Origin of the sequence: Corynebacterium occultum (assembly GCF_009734425.1) — a bacterium.
GTDB classification, from domain to species: Bacteria; Actinomycetota; Actinomycetes; order Mycobacteriales; family Mycobacteriaceae; genus Corynebacterium; species Corynebacterium occultum.
This window is the reverse complement of sequence record NZ_CP046455.1, coordinates 2,976,575-2,993,861: the sequence shown is the minus strand read 5'-3', so window position 1 is coordinate 2,993,861 and position 17,287 is coordinate 2,976,575. Positions and strand designations below refer to the sequence as shown.

The 17,287-nt window shown below is 59.3% G+C and carries 12 protein-coding genes and 2 rRNA genes; 11 read left to right on the top strand and 3 right to left on the bottom strand.

What is annotated here, in order from left to right:
* Positions 1-120 precede the first annotated feature (120 nt).
* A complete protein-coding gene (dnaB, locus tag COCCU_RS13475; protein ID WP_156232250.1) occupies positions 121-1,650 on the top strand; it encodes a replicative DNA helicase in 1,530 nt (509 codons plus the stop codon).
* A 309-nt stretch (positions 1,651-1,959) separates the two neighbouring features.
* The gene (locus COCCU_RS13470; protein ID WP_156232248.1) at positions 1,960-2,139 is read left to right on the top strand and encodes a hypothetical protein; all 180 of its coding nucleotides are present in this window, start codon (positions 1,960-1,962) and stop codon (positions 2,137-2,139) included.
* On the opposite strand, the gene COCCU_RS13465 is transcribed toward COCCU_RS13470, so the two are convergent.
* Together COCCU_RS13465 and COCCU_RS13460 are read right to left on the bottom strand one after the other, a co-directional pair.
* The gene (locus tag COCCU_RS13465; protein ID WP_156232246.1) at positions 2,136-3,476 is read right to left on the bottom strand and encodes an MFS transporter; all 1,341 of its coding nucleotides are present in this window, start codon (positions 3,474-3,476) and stop codon (positions 2,136-2,138) included. The genes COCCU_RS13470 and COCCU_RS13465 overlap by 4 nt on opposite strands.
* A gap of 254 nt (positions 3,477-3,730) precedes the next feature.
* Positions 3,731-3,931, bottom strand: a complete 201-nt coding sequence (locus COCCU_RS13460; protein ID WP_197088374.1) for a heavy-metal-associated domain-containing protein — start codon at positions 3,929-3,931, stop codon at positions 3,731-3,733.
* A gap of 224 nt (positions 3,932-4,155) precedes the next feature.
* Between COCCU_RS13460 and trxA the strand changes: the two genes are divergently transcribed.
* Together trxA and COCCU_RS13450 are read left to right on the top strand one after the other, a co-directional pair.
* Positions 4,156-4,554 carry a thioredoxin gene (gene trxA, locus COCCU_RS13455; protein ID WP_156232244.1) on the top strand — a complete coding sequence of 133 codons (399 nt, stop codon included), beginning with the start codon at positions 4,156-4,158 and terminating at the stop codon, positions 4,552-4,554.
* A gap of 227 nt (positions 4,555-4,781) precedes the next feature.
* A complete protein-coding gene (locus COCCU_RS13450) occupies positions 4,782-5,648 on the top strand; it encodes a PspA/IM30 family protein (RefSeq protein ID WP_156232242.1) in 867 nt (288 codons plus the stop codon).
* Positions 5,649-5,724: 76 nt separating this feature from the next.
* Here COCCU_RS13450 and COCCU_RS13445 read toward each other — a convergent pair whose 3' ends face one another.
* Positions 5,725-7,062, bottom strand: coding sequence for an NYN domain-containing protein (locus COCCU_RS13445; protein WP_156232240.1), 1,338 nt, complete (start codon positions 7,060-7,062; stop codon positions 5,725-5,727).
* 212 nt (positions 7,063-7,274) lie between these two features.
* Here COCCU_RS13445 and COCCU_RS13440 point away from each other — a divergent pair, with 212 nt between their 5' ends.
* The 7 genes from COCCU_RS13440 to COCCU_RS13410 all read left to right on the top strand — a co-directional run bounded on the left by COCCU_RS13440 (position 7,275) and on the right by COCCU_RS13410 (position 17,151).
* Positions 7,275-7,649, top strand: a complete 375-nt coding sequence (locus COCCU_RS13440) for a GntR family transcriptional regulator (RefSeq protein ID WP_156232238.1) — start codon at positions 7,275-7,277, stop codon at positions 7,647-7,649.
* Positions 7,646-8,512: an ATP-binding cassette domain-containing protein gene (locus tag COCCU_RS13435; protein ID WP_156232236.1), complete on the top strand. Its 867-nt coding sequence runs from the start codon at positions 7,646-7,648 to the stop codon at positions 8,510-8,512. Before COCCU_RS13440 ends, COCCU_RS13435 begins: the two co-directional genes overlap by 4 nt.
* A gap of 2 nt (positions 8,513-8,514) precedes the next feature.
* A complete protein-coding gene (locus COCCU_RS13430; protein ID WP_156232234.1) occupies positions 8,515-9,609 on the top strand; it encodes a hypothetical protein in 1,095 nt (364 codons plus the stop codon).
* Positions 9,610-9,623: 14 nt separating this feature from the next.
* A complete protein-coding gene (locus COCCU_RS13425; protein WP_231598794.1) occupies positions 9,624-10,526 on the top strand; it encodes an ATP-binding cassette domain-containing protein in 903 nt (300 codons plus the stop codon).
* Positions 10,527-10,609: 83 nt separating this feature from the next.
* The gene (locus COCCU_RS13420; protein WP_156232232.1) at positions 10,610-11,608 is read left to right on the top strand and encodes a hypothetical protein; all 999 of its coding nucleotides are present in this window, start codon (positions 10,610-10,612) and stop codon (positions 11,606-11,608) included.
* Between the two features lie 592 nt (positions 11,609-12,200).
* Positions 12,201-13,717: ribosomal RNA gene (locus COCCU_RS13415) — 16S ribosomal RNA — on the top strand.
* A 359-nt stretch (positions 13,718-14,076) separates the two neighbouring features.
* Positions 14,077-17,151 (top strand): 23S ribosomal RNA (locus COCCU_RS13410).
* The 16S and 23S rRNA genes sit together here, the layout of an rRNA operon.
* Positions 17,152-17,287 lie beyond the last annotated feature (136 nt).

Genomic DNA, 17,287 nt, shown 5'->3' with positions numbered 1-17,287 from the left:
TCCGGCGCCTGTTGGACTGGGGGTTATCCACCGCTGAGCTGGCACTTCGACTCTGCATGCAGCGCGCGGCTAGAGTGAAGGCTCGAGTCAGCTGATCCGGGATGAAAGGGTGGAACCGCGATGACCTCGGGAATCTCCGATGCCAGCTTCGATGATGATTATGTGCCGCCTTCCGATCAGGATGCCCCGGTGCAGTTTGATGATCCGGGACCGGATTATGGCCCCGCCCTACCCACCCCGGCCTTCAGCAGTGGTGGCGGCAGTGGTGGCGGTGGGAACCGCCCGGCGCGGCGCCGGGAGAACCGTCCGGCGTCCCCGGCCACTGAGTTCCGCCAGCCACCCCATGACAATGAGGCGGAGCAGGGTGTGCTCGGTGCGATGCTCCTGGCCCCGACCACGGTCGTGGAGATCCTTGAGGAGCTGACCCCGGATGATTTCTATAAGCCGGCCCATCAGCTGATCTACGGTGCGATCATTGACCTCTTCTCCGATAACAAGGAGATTGACCCGGTTATCGTCGCTGCCCGCCTGGATCGCACCAATGACCTGGAGCGGGTGGGTGGGGCCCCTTATCTGCACACCCTGATCTCTTCGGTGCCCACGGCGGCGAATGCCCGCTACTACGCCGAGATCGTCTCCGAGAAGGCGATCCTGCGCCGTCTGGTCAACGCCGGCACCCGCGTGGTGCAGCTGGGCTATGAGGGCACTGAGGGTGCGGAAGTTGATGTGGTGCTGGACATGGCGCAGCAGGAGGTCTTCGCGATCTCTCAGCGCAACACCAGTGAGGATTATGCGGTGCTGGCCGATATCCTCCAGCCGACCATGGATGAGCTGGATGAGCTCGCCGCCCATGGTGGTGTGGCCACCGGTGTGCCCACCGGTTTCGAGGACCTGGACAATCTCACCAATGGGCTGCACGGTGGCCAGATGATCATCATCGCCGCCCGCCCCGGTGTGGGTAAGTCGACGCTGGGTCTGGACTTCATGCGTTCCTGTTCCATCACCCATGGCAAGGCCTCGGTGATCTTCTCCCTGGAGATGAGCAAGTCCGAGATCGCGATGCGGCTGCTTTCCGCCGAGACCGAAATCAAGCTCTCCGATATGCGTTCCGGCCGGATGACGGATGAGGCCTGGGCGAAGCTGGCCAACCGGGTGGGGCAGATCTCGGAGGCACCGTTGTTCATCGATGACTCCCCGAACCTGACGATGATGGAGATCCGTTCCAAGGCGCGTCGCCTGAAGCAGAAGCATGATCTTCAGCTGATCATCATCGATTACCTGCAGCTGATGAGTTCGGGCAAGAAGGTTGAGTCCCGCCAGCAGGAGGTCTCGGAATTCTCCCGTAACCTCAAGCTGCTGGCCAAGGAGCTTGATGTGCCGGTCATCGCGATCTCTCAGCTCAACCGTGGCCCGGAGGCCCGTACGGATAAGAAACCGCAGCTGGCTGACCTCCGTGAGTCTGGTTCCCTGGAGCAGGACGCCGATATGGTGATGCTGCTCTACCGTCCGGATTCCCAGGACCGTGACTCGGAGCGTGCCGGTGAGGCCGACATCATCCTGGCCAAGCACCGTGGTGGCCCGATTGACACGGTGATGGTCGCCCACCAGCTGCACTACTCCCGGTTTGTCAGCATGCCGCGGGCCGGATAGATCCACGTGTGCTTTTGGCCCTGGGGGTGCCGATAAGCTGGTGGGTCAAAAGGTGATTTTGCTCACGGGGGTGGTTGTTTAGTGTTCCAGCGCCCCCAAGGGCGCACCTTTTAATACGTGAGTACTTGTTAATAAATGCTGCTCAACAGATTTTCCTAATCAATTCAGGTGAAGCATACCTTGCTTAGGAATGCCTTTCCAACGGTGACTGAGCTGCGAAAATAGCTTATTCTGGGGCAAATGATCGGATGTCTGAGAGGGCATGAAGATGTCTGATCTGACTTAGATCAATACCCAGGAGGAAAAGCAATGTTCGTCCGAGACTTCAACCCCGACACCATTGAACTGAATGAGAACATCAAGGTGGAGCACGGTGAGGGTAAGACCCTGCTCACCCTGCCGCGCGATCTCGCTGACTTCGCCGAACCCCAGGAGCCCCGAACTCTCCTGGAGCGGCTGCAGCAGGTCGCCCGCCAGTACCTCAGCTAGACCTCCAGGACCTTGCCGCGCTGTTCCGGCAGGGTGAAGGCCGCGGCGGAGGCGATGAGGAAGGACAGGGCAAACAGTCCGAAGAGCAGCAGTGGCCCCCCGAAGATCAGGATCGGCGGGACAATCAGCGGAGCGATGATCGAGGCGATGCGTCCGAATCCCGCGGCTGCACCAGTACCGGCCCCACGTACCGCGGTGGGGTACAGCTCCGGCCCGATGGCGTAGAGCGCACCCCAGGCGCCCAGGTTGAAGAAGGACAGCAGGCAGCCGGCCAGGATGATCATGGCCTCAGTTTCTGCGGTGCCGTAGAAGGCGGCTGCCGCGGCTGAACCGAGCAGCAGGGTGGCCAGCGTCATGCGACGGCCCCACTTCTCAATCAGCCAGGCGGCGACCGCATAACCGGGTAACTGCGCCAGCGTGATGATCAGCGTGAAGGTGAAGGATTTCACCAGCGTGAACCCCTGGTCCACCAGCAACGAGGGAATCCAGATGAAGGCCCCGTAGTAGGAGAGGTTCACACAGAACCAGATGATCCACAGTGCGGCGGTCCGACGCCGCAGCAGCGGCGACCAGATGGAATCCTCCCGGGCGAAGGCGTCCTGCTCCGGGGTGGACACCCCCTCCTCCGCTTCACGACGCCCCCGTTCATCAATGGCCGCCAGCTCGGCCGGGTCGACCTCCGCCTCAAAGGCGGCGACGATCTCCTCCGCTTCCTCGTGACGGTTCTTCTTCTCCAAAAAGCGCACCGACTCCGGTAGTCCCATCCTCACGTAGACGGCGTAGAGGGTGGGCACGCAGCCCAGCGCCAGGGCCCAGCGCCAACCATTCTCGGAGGCCGAGACCACGAAGGCGCCGATGAGGGCAGCAGCCAGCCAGCCCACCGCCCAGAAAGCCTCGAGCAACACCACCATGCGACCCCGGATCTTCCGGGGTGCGAACTCGGAAACCAGGGTGGAGGCAACCGGAAGTTCAGCACCCAGGCCCAGGCCGACCAGGAAACGCAGGGCAATCAGCACCGCTAGGGAGCCAGCCAGTGCTGAAGCGCCCGTCGCCAGTCCATAGACCAGCAGAGTCAGCGCAAACACCTGGCGACGCCCGATCCGGTCCGCCAGCAGCCCCCCGAAGGTGGCGCCCAGGGCCATGCCGACGAATCCGATGGAGCCCAGCCAGGAGGTCTGGGTGGCGCTCAAGTTCCAGTGCACCGCCAGGGCGGCCATGATGAAGGAGATCAGGCCGACATCCATGGCATCCAGGGCCCAGCCGATGCCGGAGCCGAAGAGCAGCCGGCGATGCTTGGCGGTGACCGGGAGTCGGTCCAGCCGAGCATTTCGGCTCATGGTTGTGGTGGGTGGTGTAGCTCCGGGCCGAGGGTCCGGAAAATTCGGTTCCGTCATAGGAAATGATCCATTCTCGAAAATTAAGGAAGTGAAACGCATGGACTGCCCAGCCCACATGCGCTGGTTTGAAGATACTCCGGGGGGAGGGATGCCCCGGCAGGTCCATTCGGGGGTGAAAGTGTTCAGGGCCCGGCCTCCGGAGGTCTGTGCCTCTGGGAGTCGGGCCCTGGAAATGTGCTGTGGGTGAGGCGCCGTCAGTCGCGCACCTTGTAGCCGGCCTCAGCAACGGCGGCGACGATTGCCTCATCGCTGAAACCCTCACCGGTGACAGCGACATTGCCGGTGGCCAGATCCACGTCCACACCCTGGGTGCCCTTCACCTCAGTGATCTCGTCGGTGACCGCGGAGATGCAGTGTTCGCAGGTCATGCCCTCGACAACATAGTTCTTGGTCATTATTTCCTCTCTTCGGGCCACGCCGTCCGGGGACGTGACCCACTTCTTGCGGTGATCTGATGCTGCACCGGGGAACGGGGTTTCCGTACCCTGGGGGCAGCGCGGAACTTGGCGGCCGAAGCCGACGCGGTGGGGAATGAAGTGTTACCTGCCGATGTTGTTCCGACTGAGACCCTGAATTGGTCCTGTAGTGACCATACAAATAGAACTGAGGAGATTGCGTCATGGCAACGATTGATGTAACCGAAGATACATTTAACGACACCGTGTCTTCCGAGGGAATTGTGCTGGTCGACGCCTGGGCAACCTGGTGCGGCCCCTGCAAGTCCTTCGCCCCCATTTATGAGAAGGCCTCCGAGAAGCACGAGGAGGTCAAGTTCACCAAGCTCGACGTTGACGCCAACCCCGGTGTCTCCGCAGCCCTGGAAATCTCCGCTGTCCCCACCCTCTTCTTCTTCCGCGACGGCATTGGTGTCTACCGCCAGTCCGGTGTCATGAACCCGGCTCAGCTGGATGACACCCTGGAGCAGATCAAGGCCCTGGACATGGATGAGGTTCGCCGCCAGGTTGCCGCCCAGAACGCTGAGGCTGACGCCCAGGAAGCCCAGGAGGACAAGGCTTAAAACCCCTTGAGTCCTAGCACCGCCGTGGTGCATTAGTCACGGCCGCAGGGCCCGACGCCCCCATGAAATAGCAGGGGGTGTCGGGCCCTGTCCGCATGCCGGGGAGGGGACGCGGCGTCGATAAGCGAGCCGCCGAAGGGCGGGAATCCCCGGCGAGGTGGCGCAGATCCCAGTACTCTTGGAGGCAATGTCGTTCCCAGGGTTCCGAGAAAGTGAGTTAAGACAACATGGCAAACCCATTCAGCAAGGGCTGGAAGTATCTCACGGCTTCGCTCGACTCCAAGATCGACGAAAACGCAGACCCGAAGGTACAGATCCAGCAGGCCACCGAGGCCGCCAAGAAACAGCACCAGCAGATCACCCAGCATGCGGCCGCCATCATCGGCAACAAGAAGCAGCTGGAGATGAAACTGGACCGGCTGCTCGCCTCCCAGAAGGAGCTGCAGGAGCAGACCCGCCAGGCACTCAACGCCGCCGACCAGGCCGCAGCCCAAGGGGACAACACCAAATCCTCCCAGTTCAACAACACCGCCGAGGTATTCGCCACTCAGCTGGTCGCCGTGGAGCAGCAGATCGAAGGCGCCAAGCAACAGCACACCCAGGCTGCCGCCGCCGCAGAGCAGGCCGAACAGCAGCAGAAGCAGTCTGAGATCCGCCTCAAGGAGCAGCTCAGCCAGATCGACGCACTGCGCGCCCAGGCCGACCAGGCCGCGATGCAGGAGACTGCGACGGAGGCGATGGACTCCATGAACGCGCTGAAGCCCGATACCTCGGTGCCCACCCTGGACGGGGTGCGGGAGAAGATCGAGCGTCGTTACGCAGACGCCCTCGGCGCCCAGGAACTGACCCAGAGCACCGTCGGGGACCGCATGGCCGAAATTCAGGCCGCCGGCACCGACATGAAGGCCTCCGCCCGCCTCGCCGAGATCCGCGCCCAGATGGGTGGCGGCAACCAGCTGACAGCCGGGGAAGCACCGGGACCCTCCGAGGAAGCTTCCCCGGAGGTTCCTGCGGAGGAGAAGCCGGATCAGGGCGCGCCGGGCCAGGATAAGCCGGGCCAGGATAAGCCGGGCGCAGCCAACGGCCAGCAGTAGGACCGCTGCCGCGCCTCCGGGAAAATACGGGAACCGCCCCGACCAGGAATGGTCAGGGCGGTTTCCAGGGCTAATTCTAGGGGCGGTTGAGCAGCACGCCACGGATCCCGGCGTGGAAACCATCCCGCAGATTAACGCGCTGCGACTCACTCAGCGTGTATTCATGCAGGGTTTCACAGGCGAACTGCAGCAAGGGACGATCGATCTCCGGAGGCAGGCCGCCCCCGGAAAGCAGATGCGCCTGATCCCGCTGCTCTGCGGTGGCGGCATTGTCGTACCACCAGGAGGAATACTGCTGGCCCACATCAAAAGGGGTCTGCGAACCCGCGGAAACCCACACCTCATTGGGTAGCGGCACATAACGTGAACGCAGCTTCCGTCGCGGCGCCATCATCGAGGGTTTCGGGGGGCCCGGTTTGGCGGCCTTCCGGGTCTCCTCCTCAACCGGGGAGTCCTCCTGCTTATCGACGTCCCCCTCAGGCAACGTCGGCGTGGGCTCCGCCAGCTGCTGCTGGGGTTCCGCCTCGCTCTGCGCGGTCGGGGTAGCCGGTTCCGCGCCGGGCAGCTGCTCCACCGGGGTGTCGGTGCTTCCGGCATCAGCAGCGACGCAGGGGGAAGGATCTGGCAGCGTCGCAGCGGGCTCCGGCTCCGGCTCGGGCTGCGGCTGTGCCTCTGCCTCGGGCTCTGAGGTGTCTACGTGGGTTTCGGTTGAGATCTCCGCAGGGCTCTCCACCGGGGTGCTCTTCTCCGCCGGGGTGGCCGGGGGGCCGGGGCGCAGGGCGCTGCTGGGGACCGTGGTGGGGCTGGTGTCATCCAGGGGCTCGGCATCCCCGATGGGCTTGGTCGGTACCGCCGGCGGCACCGGACCCTCCAGGACCTGGAGCTGCATGCACTCCGCGAAATCTTCCCGGGGATCCAGGATAGTGGTGGTGTCGCAGGCGTGACGCAGTGCCGAAGACATGGAATCCCAGCCGAAGCCGTAGAGATGAACCCGGATGCCGGCGTTGGTGGCTTCCTGGACACCGGGGATCATGTCCGCATCCCCGGAGACCAGGACAATATCCGAACATTGCTGGCGCACCGCAGCCAGCACCATGTCCACCACGAGACGGGTGTCCACGGCCTTCTGGGTACGACGTTCGCCCCATTCAATGAGCTGACCTGCGCGGAGGAGTACTCCATCGCAGGTACGCAGGGCGCGCTGGTAACGGTGCGGCCCGGAATCCGGGATGCCGTCGTACCAGAACTGCCGGTGAACTGGTTGGTGTAGTTGGTTGGTAATCATGCTCCCGAGAACTGCGACGACCTCGGGAAGATCAATCTCTAATTGGGCGCGGGCGCCGGTCTCCCAGGAATTGTAGAAGCTCGCCAATAGGTAGGAAGTGTCGACGAATACTTGTGTGCGTTCAAGCATGGCTCCTAATTTCCGTTCATTTACGTTGTCTTTAAAAGTTGTCACCCTCAAGCATGCCTTAATTGGGCCCCGCACGTCGACGCCGCGCGGGTTTTTCACTCTTCAGTCTGGGGTGCTCCGGGGAGTGGGAAAAGCGTTGCTATTGCCGGGTATCGCCATCCCCGATAGGGTTAATTACATGAGTAACTAACCAACTAGCTGGAGGTGGGTTGATGGACGAAACTGCCGCACCCCTGTACCGGCAGATCGCGATGCTCGTTGAAGATTCCATCGTCGATGAATCACTGCGGGCCGGGCAGCAGGCACCATCCACGAATGAACTGGCGGCCTTTCACAGCATCAACCCCGCGACCGCCAGGAAAGGGTTGGCTCTGCTCGTGGAGACCGGGATCCTGGAGAAGCGTCGCGGTTTGGGAATGTTCGTCACAACGGAAGCGCGAAAATTAATCATGAAACGTCGCCGAGAAGAATTTGCCGCAGCTTATCTGGCCCCACTCATCGATGAAGCCATCAAATTGGGGGTGGCCCGGTCCGAGATCCATGAACTTATCGACGCCGTCGCAGAAAGCCGGGGATTGTACACATGAACACCGCAGAACACTCCCTCTCAACAGTTGTCAGGGCCCGTGGCCTGAAAAAGAACTACAAGGAAAAAGAGGTGCTCAGCGGACTCAACCTGGACCTGCTCGGGAACCACCTGCATGGCCTCTTGGGGCGCAACGGCACCGGCAAATCCACCTTGTTGAGCATGATCGCCGGACAGGTCCGGAGCTCAGGTGGTGAGCTCCGGGTCTTCGGTGCAGATCCCTTCGACAACGCCTCGGTCATGGACCGGGTCGTCTACGCGGGGATCGACGTACCCTTTCCCGGTTCCTGGGAGGTGCGCATCATCCTCGAAGCTGCAGCGGTGCGCCATGTCAACTGGCATCGCCCCACCGCCCTCACACTGGCTGAGGATTTTTCCCTGGATCCCGGTGAGAAGTACGAGAACCTCTCCCGTGGCCAGCGCAGCATGGTCGGCATCATCATCGGATTGGCGGCACGCGCGCCATTGACGCTGCTGGATGAGCCCTACCTCGGCCTGGATGTACATAACCGGACCCTTTTCTACTCCGCTCTCCTGGCGGAGATGGCGGAGTTCCCCCGGACCGTGGTGCTGGCCACCCATGACATCGAGGAATCGGCGAAACTGCTGGATACCTTCCTGGTCCTCGGACGTGATGGTCGGGTCCATCACCACCACGGTGCCGAGGAGCTCACCGAAACCTATGTCACTGTTTCCGGGGCGCAGCTGCCGCTGATTGATTCAGCGCTGGCCCGGGCGGAGGTGACTGGCCGCGCACGCATGATTCTCCCCCGCAGTGCACTGGAAGAACTTGATCTGTCGGCTCTGCAGGTGGAGCCCAGCGGCCTTGATGAAGTTCTCACCGCCTTATTGGAAAAGGATTGAAGATGAACATCACCACCGTTGATTCCCCCTGGCATCTCGCCGGGTGTCAGCTGCGGAGTATTTCCCGTCCCTGGGTTCTGGTGCTCCTGCTGCTCTTCCTCATTCCCTTCTGGGGCCTGATCGCAGCGCTGGGAAACCCGGGCATCAAGCTCGTCTCCTATGCCGTGCTCAGCCTGCTCCTGATCACCTATATCGCAGGTGACCGCCAGATCTGGCGGGCCCTGGGACTCAATCGGCTGGCGGCGATACGACAGCAGCTGATCGTGTCGGTGCCGGTGCTTCTGCTGGTCGCCCTGCTGACGCTTCCTGGCTTGTCGCCCGCCGGGTGGATGGGAGCATTGGGGATCACTATGGTCATCCTTGCCGTCGACATCGGCCTCACGCTGGACAGGATGACCTCGGAAGGCCGGGGTTGGGAGGGTATCAGCACCTCGACATTGAGCGGCCCCGCGGCACGAGGAGGTGTTGCCCATCGGCTGCTGTGGGTGCCGATGCTGCGCTGGAGCATCCCCCTCGGGGCGGTACTCGGGATGGCGTGGGCTGTGACGGCTGGCCATGACTCCTATCTGGCAATGGTGCTGCGCGCTCTGGCTCTGTGGGCGGCGGTAGTTGTGCCGGTGGCGCCCATTCTGAGCGGTACCGCATCCCTGGCCACCTGGCAGGCGCTGGGTCTGACCCGGAAGGAATGGTCCTGGTCCACTACCGGTGCAGCGCTGTTTGCACCGCTCATCTCACTGCTGATTGCCGCAGCTGTGCTGGGAACTGCCGGTTTCCGGAATGTTCTGCCCCGGGAAGGGCTCGGTCACCTCGTCCCTGCGGCATTGGCCCTGGCACCCCTGTGGCTGGGGATAGTGCTGGTGTTGGTTGCGGTGGCCGGGCAGAACGGGACCGCCGGCCAATCGTTATTAGGCGGTCTGGGCGCCTTCACTGTCATTTTCAGCAACAACATCCTCAGTGATCCAGGAATGTCGAAACCCTGGATTGAGGTGAGTATCGGTGTGCTGCTCATTGCGCTGGGCCTCTATCTCCACCACCGGATCCGCCACAACAGCAATGATCGCCGAGGTTTTCCGGAAACCGGAAAATTCGCCAAGTGATGGGAAGCAATGACATGAGCAGAGTAATGGTTGATGCCCGGGGGCTCGCGGCAGGCTATGGAAAGAAAGAGAAAGTCATCCGGGGGCTGAACTTCACCCTGGCGTCTGGTCTCATCCACGGGTTGATCGGGGAAAATGGCGCCGGTAAGACCACGCTGCTGCGGGTCCTGGCAGGTCAGCTCCACTATGAGGGGGAGCTTCGAGTTTTCGGAGTTGACCCCTTCGATAACCCGACGGTTCTGGACCGCACCATTTTGGCGGGTATCGACGCCCCGCTCCCCGGCAGCTGGTCACCCAGGAAACTCATGGCTGTGGCCGCGGCCCGCTATAATAGTTGGAATGAGGGCCGGGCGCTGGAGCTCAGTAAACGTTTCGAGCTACCTTTTGGGAAGGCTTACTCTTCCCTCTCTCGGGGCCAGAAATCAGCCACCTCCCTGGTGCTGGCAATTGCCTCCGGTTGTGAGCTCCTCCTACTGGATGAACCCTATCTTGGGCTGGACCTACGGAAACGTGAAGAGTTCTACCGCATCCTGCGCGAAGAGATGGACCGTGGTGGGCGCACGATCCTGCTCTCCACCCACCATCTTCATGAATCAGAGAAGCTACTGGATACCGTTCTCTACCTGAAGGCTGGGGAGGTGCGCATCAACGGTCCCGCCCATGAACTCTCGGAACAGATCCTGGAGGTCTTCGGGGCCGCGGAAGAAGTTGAAAGGCTGCTCCGTCAGCTTGGCTCAGTGCCGGAACTGCGCCGGGAGGAGATCTCCATCGGCCGCCGCAGCATCATCGATCTGCGTGAGCAGCCGGCGCTTGCCGACGCCGCCTATGACCTCGCCCATCAGATCGGCGGACGCCTGCGGGTTTCCGGGATCACCCTGGAACAGGCGGTACTGGCCATGAGCGGAGAGAAGCGATGAACCGTACCTCACATGAGTTTCAGCTCTTCAGACATCTGGCACTGACCCCCTATAACCTCATCCTGCTGCCCTTTGGAATCGGGATGACGCTGCTGGCCGCCATCGCCGCACCTGGCTGGCAAAGATGGTTTCTTGTTTTCCTGGTGCTGGTCTACCTGTCGAACTTCAGTCCTGACTTCCGGGACTACCAGGCAGTGAATCTGAGTCGGATACACTGGGCCCGGCACAAACAGATCCTGAGTACGGGGTTGGCGATACTGATGCTGGCAACCCTGGGTGTAGCGGCCGTGACCTTCTCCCCTGGAACCGATTGGATTCTGGCCGGCGGGATCCTGACGGTGCTCGTTTATAGGCTGCTTCGACTGCCTCGCCCGAAGGAGCCATGGGCGGAGACCCCGCAGACGCGCATTGAATCCAAGGGGAGCTCCACTGTCGGCTGGTTGGCAATGACACCGATGAACCAGATCATCCGGGCCCCACAACTCAAAACCTGGTTGGGACTCTGGGGGAGCTGTCTGATGGTGGTGTTGGTGATTGATCTGATCAGTGCATTCCTGGAGACGCCTGATGCGCTGAGGAGCTTTAGCGTTGCTCTCACGATCGCCTTCATGACAGCTGTCCCGGTGATGAAAGCATTGGGAGGATCCTTGGATACCTGGATCTTATTCGGTGGCGGCAGGATCCGGTGGGCCCAGCAAACTGCGTTGATCGGGCTGACTGGGCCTGTGATGGTGTTGATCTTTGGCGCACTCTATATATCGGTGGGTGTCAGCGAAAATACGGTCACCACCGTTGCGGTTCTCCTGGGCGTAGCTCTGACCTTCCCGATCTTGATCACCCTGCTCGAATTGGGCAGCCGGGGCAGCACCTGGTGGGCCAGCCTGGCTTTCATCGCAACCACGACTGTTCTCCTGGTGCTGCTGGCCTTGGAAACTCTTGGTGGAGGCACAGTACTCGGACTCCTCTTTCTCCAATATCTGGGCTTTGCGATGATTCTGCCGAAGATGGCACTGCGCCATGTTCCCTTCACTGGTGGAATTCGATCCTGGTTTGGTTCACGGCTGGGGGAACGCGGGAACTGATGAAGCTACGACCCCGCTAAATATCTGCCAATGGCGGCTTGAGCTGGCGTTTTGGTTTAATCACCGGTGGTGAGTATATTTATGTGAGTCAGCGAGACCGACAACGCCCCGGAGCACAGTGTGTTCCTCGTGTGGCGGTAGGAAAACATTCTTCGTTGGCGGGATAATTAACGAGCTGCAGGAATCCTCATTGACTGTCACTGTGTGGTGGTGGGTGTGGGTGGTGTGGTTGTGTTGTGTGAGAACTCAATAGTGTGCCATTTTATTTTTTGTTTGTCGTGGCCTGCCTGCATCCGGTTTGGGTGTGGTGGGTCGGGTCATACCGGGTGTGAGAGATCGTTGCTTGCACTGTAAATCATGGGCCGCATCTTTCGGGGTGGGGTCAGTCGGTATGGTTGACTAAGTTTTTATGTCGGATCCCCGTTTGTTTTTCCCCGTCAGGGAAGGGGGGGGTCTGATGGTTGATCAGTAATTTTTTGGATGAATTGCCAGTGGCCTGTTCCTCTTTGTGGGGGGTGGGTCGTGGTTTGTTTGTCAGGTTGTCGGGCTTTTCAGTCTGATTGATCGGCGTCCTTCGGGGTGTTGGTTGTCTTTTATGGAGAGTTTGATCCTGGCTCAGGACGAACGCTGGCGGCGTGCTTAACACATGCAAGTCGAACGGAAAGGCCCCTTCGGGGGTACTCGAGTGGCGAACGGGTGAGTAACACGTGGGTGATCTGCCCCGCACTTCGGGATAAGCCTGGGAAACTGGGTCTAATACCGGATAGGACCGCATCGTGGAGGTGTGGTGGAAAGATTTTTCGGTGTGGGATGAGCTCGCGGCCTATCAGCTTGTTGGTGGGGTAATGGCCTACCAAGGCGTCGACGGGTAGCCGGCCTGAGAGGGTGGACGGCCACATTGGGACTGAGATACGGCCCAGACTCCTACGGGAGGCAGCAGTGGGGAATATTGCACAATGGGCGGAAGCCTGATGCAGCGACGCCGCGTGGGGGATGAAGGCCTTCGGGTTGTAAACTCCTTTCGCCAGGGACGAAGCCGCAAGGTGACGGTACCTGGATAAGAAGCACCGGCTAACTACGTGCCAGCAGCCGCGGTAATACGTAGGGTGCGAGCGTTGTCCGGAATTACTGGGCGTAAAGAGCTCGTAGGTGGTTTGTCGCGTCGTCTGTGAAATTCCGGGGCTTAACTCCGGGCGTGCAGGCGATACGGGCATAACTTGAGTGCTGTAGGGGAGACTGGAATTCCTGGTGTAGCGGTGATATGCGCAGATATCAGGAGGAACACCAATGGCGAAGGCAGGTCTCTGGGCAGTAACTGACGCTGAGGAGCGAAAGCATGGGTAGCGAACAGGATTAGATACCCTGGTAGTCCATGCCGTAAACGGTGGGCGCTAGGTGTAGGGGACTTCCACGTCTTCTGTGCCGTAGCTAACGCATTAAGCGCCCCGCCTGGGGAGTACGGCCGCAAGGCTAAAACTCAAAGGAATTGACGGGGGCCCGCACAAGCGGCGGAGCATGTGGATTAATTCGATGCAACGCGAAGAACCTTACCTGGGCTTGACATGGACCAGATCGGCGTAGAGATACGTCTTCCCTTGTGGCTGGTTCACAGGTGGTGCATGGTTGTCGTCAGCTCGTGTCGTGAGATGTTGGGTTAAGTCCCGCAACGAGCGCAACCCTTGTCTTATGTTGCCAGCACGTTATGGTGGGGACTCATGAGAAACTGCCGGGGTCAACTCGGAGGAAGGTGGGGATGACGTCAAATCATCATGCCCCTTATGTCCAGGGCTTCACACATGCTACAATGGTCGGTACAGCAGGTCGCGAACCCGTGAGGGTAAGCTAATCCTTCAAAGCCGGCCTCAGTTCGGATTGGGGTCTGCAACTCGACCCCATGAAGTCGGAGTCGCTAGTAATCGCAGATCAGCAACGCTGCGGTGAATACGTTCCCGGGCCTTGTACACACCGCCCGTCACGTCATGAAAGTTGGTAACACCCGAAGCCAGTGGCCCAACCGTAAGGGGGGAGCTGTCGAAGGTGGGATCGGCGATTGGGACGAAGTCGTAACAAGGTAGCCGTACCGGAAGGTGCGGCTGGATCACCTCCTTTCTAAGGAGCTTTAGAAAATCCTTTCATCCACTGTGTGGGTGGGGTACACCGGTTGGTGGTCACGTTTGTTGGCCCGCCGGCATTTTAATCGGGTGGATATGATTCCCCACGCTTGGATGCGTGGTCGATGAGCAAAAGATAACTCACTGTCTGACGGTGGTGGGGTGGCATGCTGTTGGGTGTCTGGGACAACATTTTTGTTCCGTGACTGATCATCTACGTATCAGGTGTCTCGTCTTCGGGTGGGGTGTGTGGTGGTGGGTGGTGTGTTGTGTGAGAACTGTATAGTGGACGCGAGCATCTTTATTCTTGTTGTAAGTAAGCAATTTCATCGCGACCTTGTCGTGATAGAAGTTTTGTGTGTGTTTTTTAAGGGCACACGGTGGATGCCTTGGCATACTGAGCCGATGAAGGACGTGAGAGGCTGCGTTATGCCTCGGGGAGTTGCCAACTAAGCGTTGATCCGAGGATGTCCGAATGGGGAAACCCGGCTGTCGTTATGGGCGGTCACCCTTCCATGAATTCATAGTGGTTGTGGGGGTTACGCGGGGAAGTGAAACATCTCAGTACCCGCAGGAAAAGAAAACAATAGTGATTCCGTGAGTAGCGGCGAGCGAAAATGGATTAGTGGCTAAACCTGTGATGTGTGATACCTGGTAGGGGTTGCATTGTGGGGGTTGTGGGATTTAAGCGTGTCTGGTCTACCAGCCGGGCGCAGGGTGCACGGTGTTAGCGGAAGTGGTTTGGGATGACCTGCCGGAGAGGGTGAGAGTCCCGTACGTGAAGACACTGTGTTTCTTGTTGTTTATGTCCCGAGTAGCAGCGGGCTCGTGGAATCTGCTGTGAATCTGCCGGGACCACCCGGTAAGCCTGAATACTCAGTATGACCGATAGCGGATTAGTACCGTGAGGGAATGGTGAAAAGTACCCCGGGAGGGGAGTGAAATAGTACCTGAAACCGTGTGCTTACAATCCGTCAGAGCTGTAATAGGTGATGGCGTGCCTTTTGAAGAATGAGCCTGCGAGTCAGCGGCATGTCGCGAGGTTAACCCGTTGAGTGGGGTAGTCGTAGCGAAAGCGAATACTAACTAGTGTGTTTTAGTGGCATGTCCTGGACCCGAAGCGGGGTGATCTACCCATGGCCAGTGTGAAGCGATGGTAAGACGTCGTGGAGGCGCGAACCCACTTAGGTTGAAAACTGAGGGGATGAGTTGTGGGTAGGGGTGAAAGGCCAATCAAACTCCGTGATAGCTGGTTCTCCCCGAAATGCATTTAGGTGCAGCGTTGTGTGGTGCTTGCCGGAGGTAGAGCTACTGGTTGGTTGAGCGGGACTACAATCTTAGCAATGTCAGCCAAACTCCGAATGCCGGTTTAAGTTAGCGCAGCAGTGAGACTGTGGGGGATAAGCTTCATAGTCGAGAGGGAAACAGCCCAGATCGCCGGTTAAGGCCCCTAAGGGTGTACTAAGTGGAAAAGGATGTGGGATCGCGAAGACAGCCAGGAGGTTGGCTTAGAAGCAGCCATCCTTGAAAGAGTGCGTAATAGCTCACTGGTCGAGTGGTTCTGCGCCGACAATGTAGTGGGGCTCAAGTACACCGCCGAAGCCGCGGCAATGATATTTATATTATTGGGTAGGGGAGCGTCGTGCACGGGGTGAAGCGCTTGGGTGACCGGGTGTGGACTGTGTGCGAGTGAGAATGCAGGCATGAGTAACGAATTGATGAGTGAGAATCTCATCCGCCGGATGACTAAGGGTTCCTGGGTCAAGTTCGTCTTCCCAGGGTGAGTCGGGGCCTAAGGCGAGGCCGTCAGGCGTAGTCGATGGATAACGGGTTGATATTCCCGTACCCGAGTGTGTGCGCCCATGGTGAATCAGTGATACTAACCACCCATAATCCTTCGGATGTCATCTTTGATGGTGTCTGTCGGGGCGTGCGTGGAGCCTGAGCTGGTAGTAGCTAAGTGATGGGGTGACGCAGTGAGGTAGCCGAGCCACTTATTGGATTGTGGTGTAAGCGTGTAGCACGGGTTGGTAGGTAAATCCGCCGGCCCAGGTGTGTGAGGCGTGATGCGTAGCCCTTCGGGGTGATGTTGGTGATCCTGTACTGTCGAGAAAAGCCTCTAGCGAGTGCACATTCGGCCCGTACCCTAAACCGACACAGGTAGTCAGGTAGAGAATACTAAGGCGTTCGGGTGAACTGTGGTTAAGGAACTCGGCAAAATGCCCCCGTAACTTCGGGAGAAGGGGGGCCATGGCTGGTGACGGGTTTTACACCTTGAGCTGGTTGTGGTCGCAGAGAATAGAGGGAAGCGACTGTTTATTAAAAACACAGGTCCGTGCGAAAACGTTTAAGTTGAGGTATACGGACTGACGCCTGCCCGGTGCTGGAAGGTTAAGAGGACCGGTTAGCTCATTTATGGGCGAAGCTGAGAATTTAAGCCCCAGTAAACGGCGGTGGTAACTATAACCATCCTAAGGTAGCGAAATTCCTTGTCGGGTAAGTTCCGACCTGCACGAATGGCGTAACGACTTCCCTGCTGTCTCAACCACAGGCCCGGTGAAATTGCAGTACGAGTAAAGATGCTCGTTACGCGCGGCAGGACGAAAAGACCCCGGGACCTTCACTATAGCTTGGTATTGGTGTTCGGTTCGGTTTGTGTAGGATAGGTGGGAGACTTAGATCACATGACGCTAGTTGTGTGGGAGTCGTTGTTGAAATACCACTCTGATCGGATTGAACATCTAACTTTGGCCCATGATCTGGGTTGGGGACAGTGCCTGGTGGGTAGTTTAACTGGGGCGGTTGCCTCCTAAATGGTAACGGAGGCGCCCAAAGGTTTCCTCAGCCTGGTTGGTAATCAGGTGGTGAGTGTAAGTGCACAAGGGAGCTTGACTGTGAGAGTGACAGCTCGAACAGGGACGAAAGTCGGGACTAGTGATCCGGCACCTACTTGTGGATGTGGTGTCGCTCAACGGATAAAAGGTACCCCGGGGATAACAGGCTGATCTTCCCCAAGAGTCCATATCGACGGGATGGTTTGGCACCTCGATGTCGGCTCGTCGCATCCTGGGGCTGGAGTAGGTCCCAAGGGTTGGGCTGTTCGCCCATTAAAGCGGCACGCGAGCTGGGTTTAGAACGTCGTGAGACAGTTCGGTCTCTATCCGCCGTGCGCGTTGAAACTTGAAGAAGGCTGTCCCTAGTACGAGAGGACCGGGACGGACGTACCTCTAGTGTGCCAGTTGTTCCGCCAGGGGCAGGGCTGGTTGGCTACGTACGGGAGGGATAACCGCTGAAAGCATCTAAGCGGGAAGCCTGTTTTGAGATGAGGTTTCTTTTGAGGTTCCCTATAGATTATGGGGTTGATAGGCCGGATCTGGACGCATCGTAAGGTGTGGAGGTGACCGGTACTAATTTACCGATAACACACATATATCTGCTGGCCCTTGGGGTTGGTGGTTGTGCGTAACTTGTAACGAGTGATCTTGAGGGTTGCTTCGCGTCCACTGTGCAGTGTCTGACACGACACGCACCCCACCGTGGGGTGTGGTTGGTTCGTGTTGTTTGAGTG

Excerpts from the sequence above, each read along its gene's own strand:
- COCCU_RS13465 (WP_156232246.1), bottom strand. The coding sequence starts at position 3,476 with ATGAGCCGAAATGCTCGGCTGGACCGACTCCCGGTCACCGCCAAGCAT.
- COCCU_RS13440 (WP_156232238.1), top strand. The coding sequence starts at position 7,275 with ATGGACGAAACTGCCGCACCCCTGTACCGGCAGATCGCGATGCTCGTT.
- COCCU_RS13420 (WP_156232232.1), top strand. The coding sequence starts at position 10,610 with ATGACGCTGCTGGCCGCCATCGCCGCACCTGGCTGGCAAAGATGGTTT.
- COCCU_RS13450 (WP_156232242.1), top strand. The coding sequence starts at position 4,782 with ATGGCAAACCCATTCAGCAAGGGCTGGAAGTATCTCACGGCTTCGCTC.
- COCCU_RS13435 (WP_156232236.1), top strand. The coding sequence starts at position 7,646 with ATGAACACCGCAGAACACTCCCTCTCAACAGTTGTCAGGGCCCGTGGC.
- dnaB (WP_156232250.1), top strand. The coding sequence starts at position 121 with ATGACCTCGGGAATCTCCGATGCCAGCTTCGATGATGATTATGTGCCG.
- COCCU_RS13470 (WP_156232248.1), top strand. The coding sequence starts at position 1,960 with ATGTTCGTCCGAGACTTCAACCCCGACACCATTGAACTGAATGAGAAC.
- COCCU_RS13430 (WP_156232234.1), top strand. The coding sequence starts at position 8,515 with ATGAACATCACCACCGTTGATTCCCCCTGGCATCTCGCCGGGTGTCAG.
- trxA (WP_156232244.1), top strand. The coding sequence starts at position 4,156 with ATGGCAACGATTGATGTAACCGAAGATACATTTAACGACACCGTGTCT.
- COCCU_RS13445 (WP_156232240.1), bottom strand. The coding sequence starts at position 7,062 with ATGCTTGAACGCACACAAGTATTCGTCGACACTTCCTACCTATTGGCG.
- COCCU_RS13460 (WP_197088374.1), bottom strand. The coding sequence starts at position 3,931 with ATGACCAAGAACTATGTTGTCGAGGGCATGACCTGCGAACACTGCATC.
- COCCU_RS13425 (WP_231598794.1), top strand. The coding sequence starts at position 9,624 with ATGAGCAGAGTAATGGTTGATGCCCGGGGGCTCGCGGCAGGCTATGGA.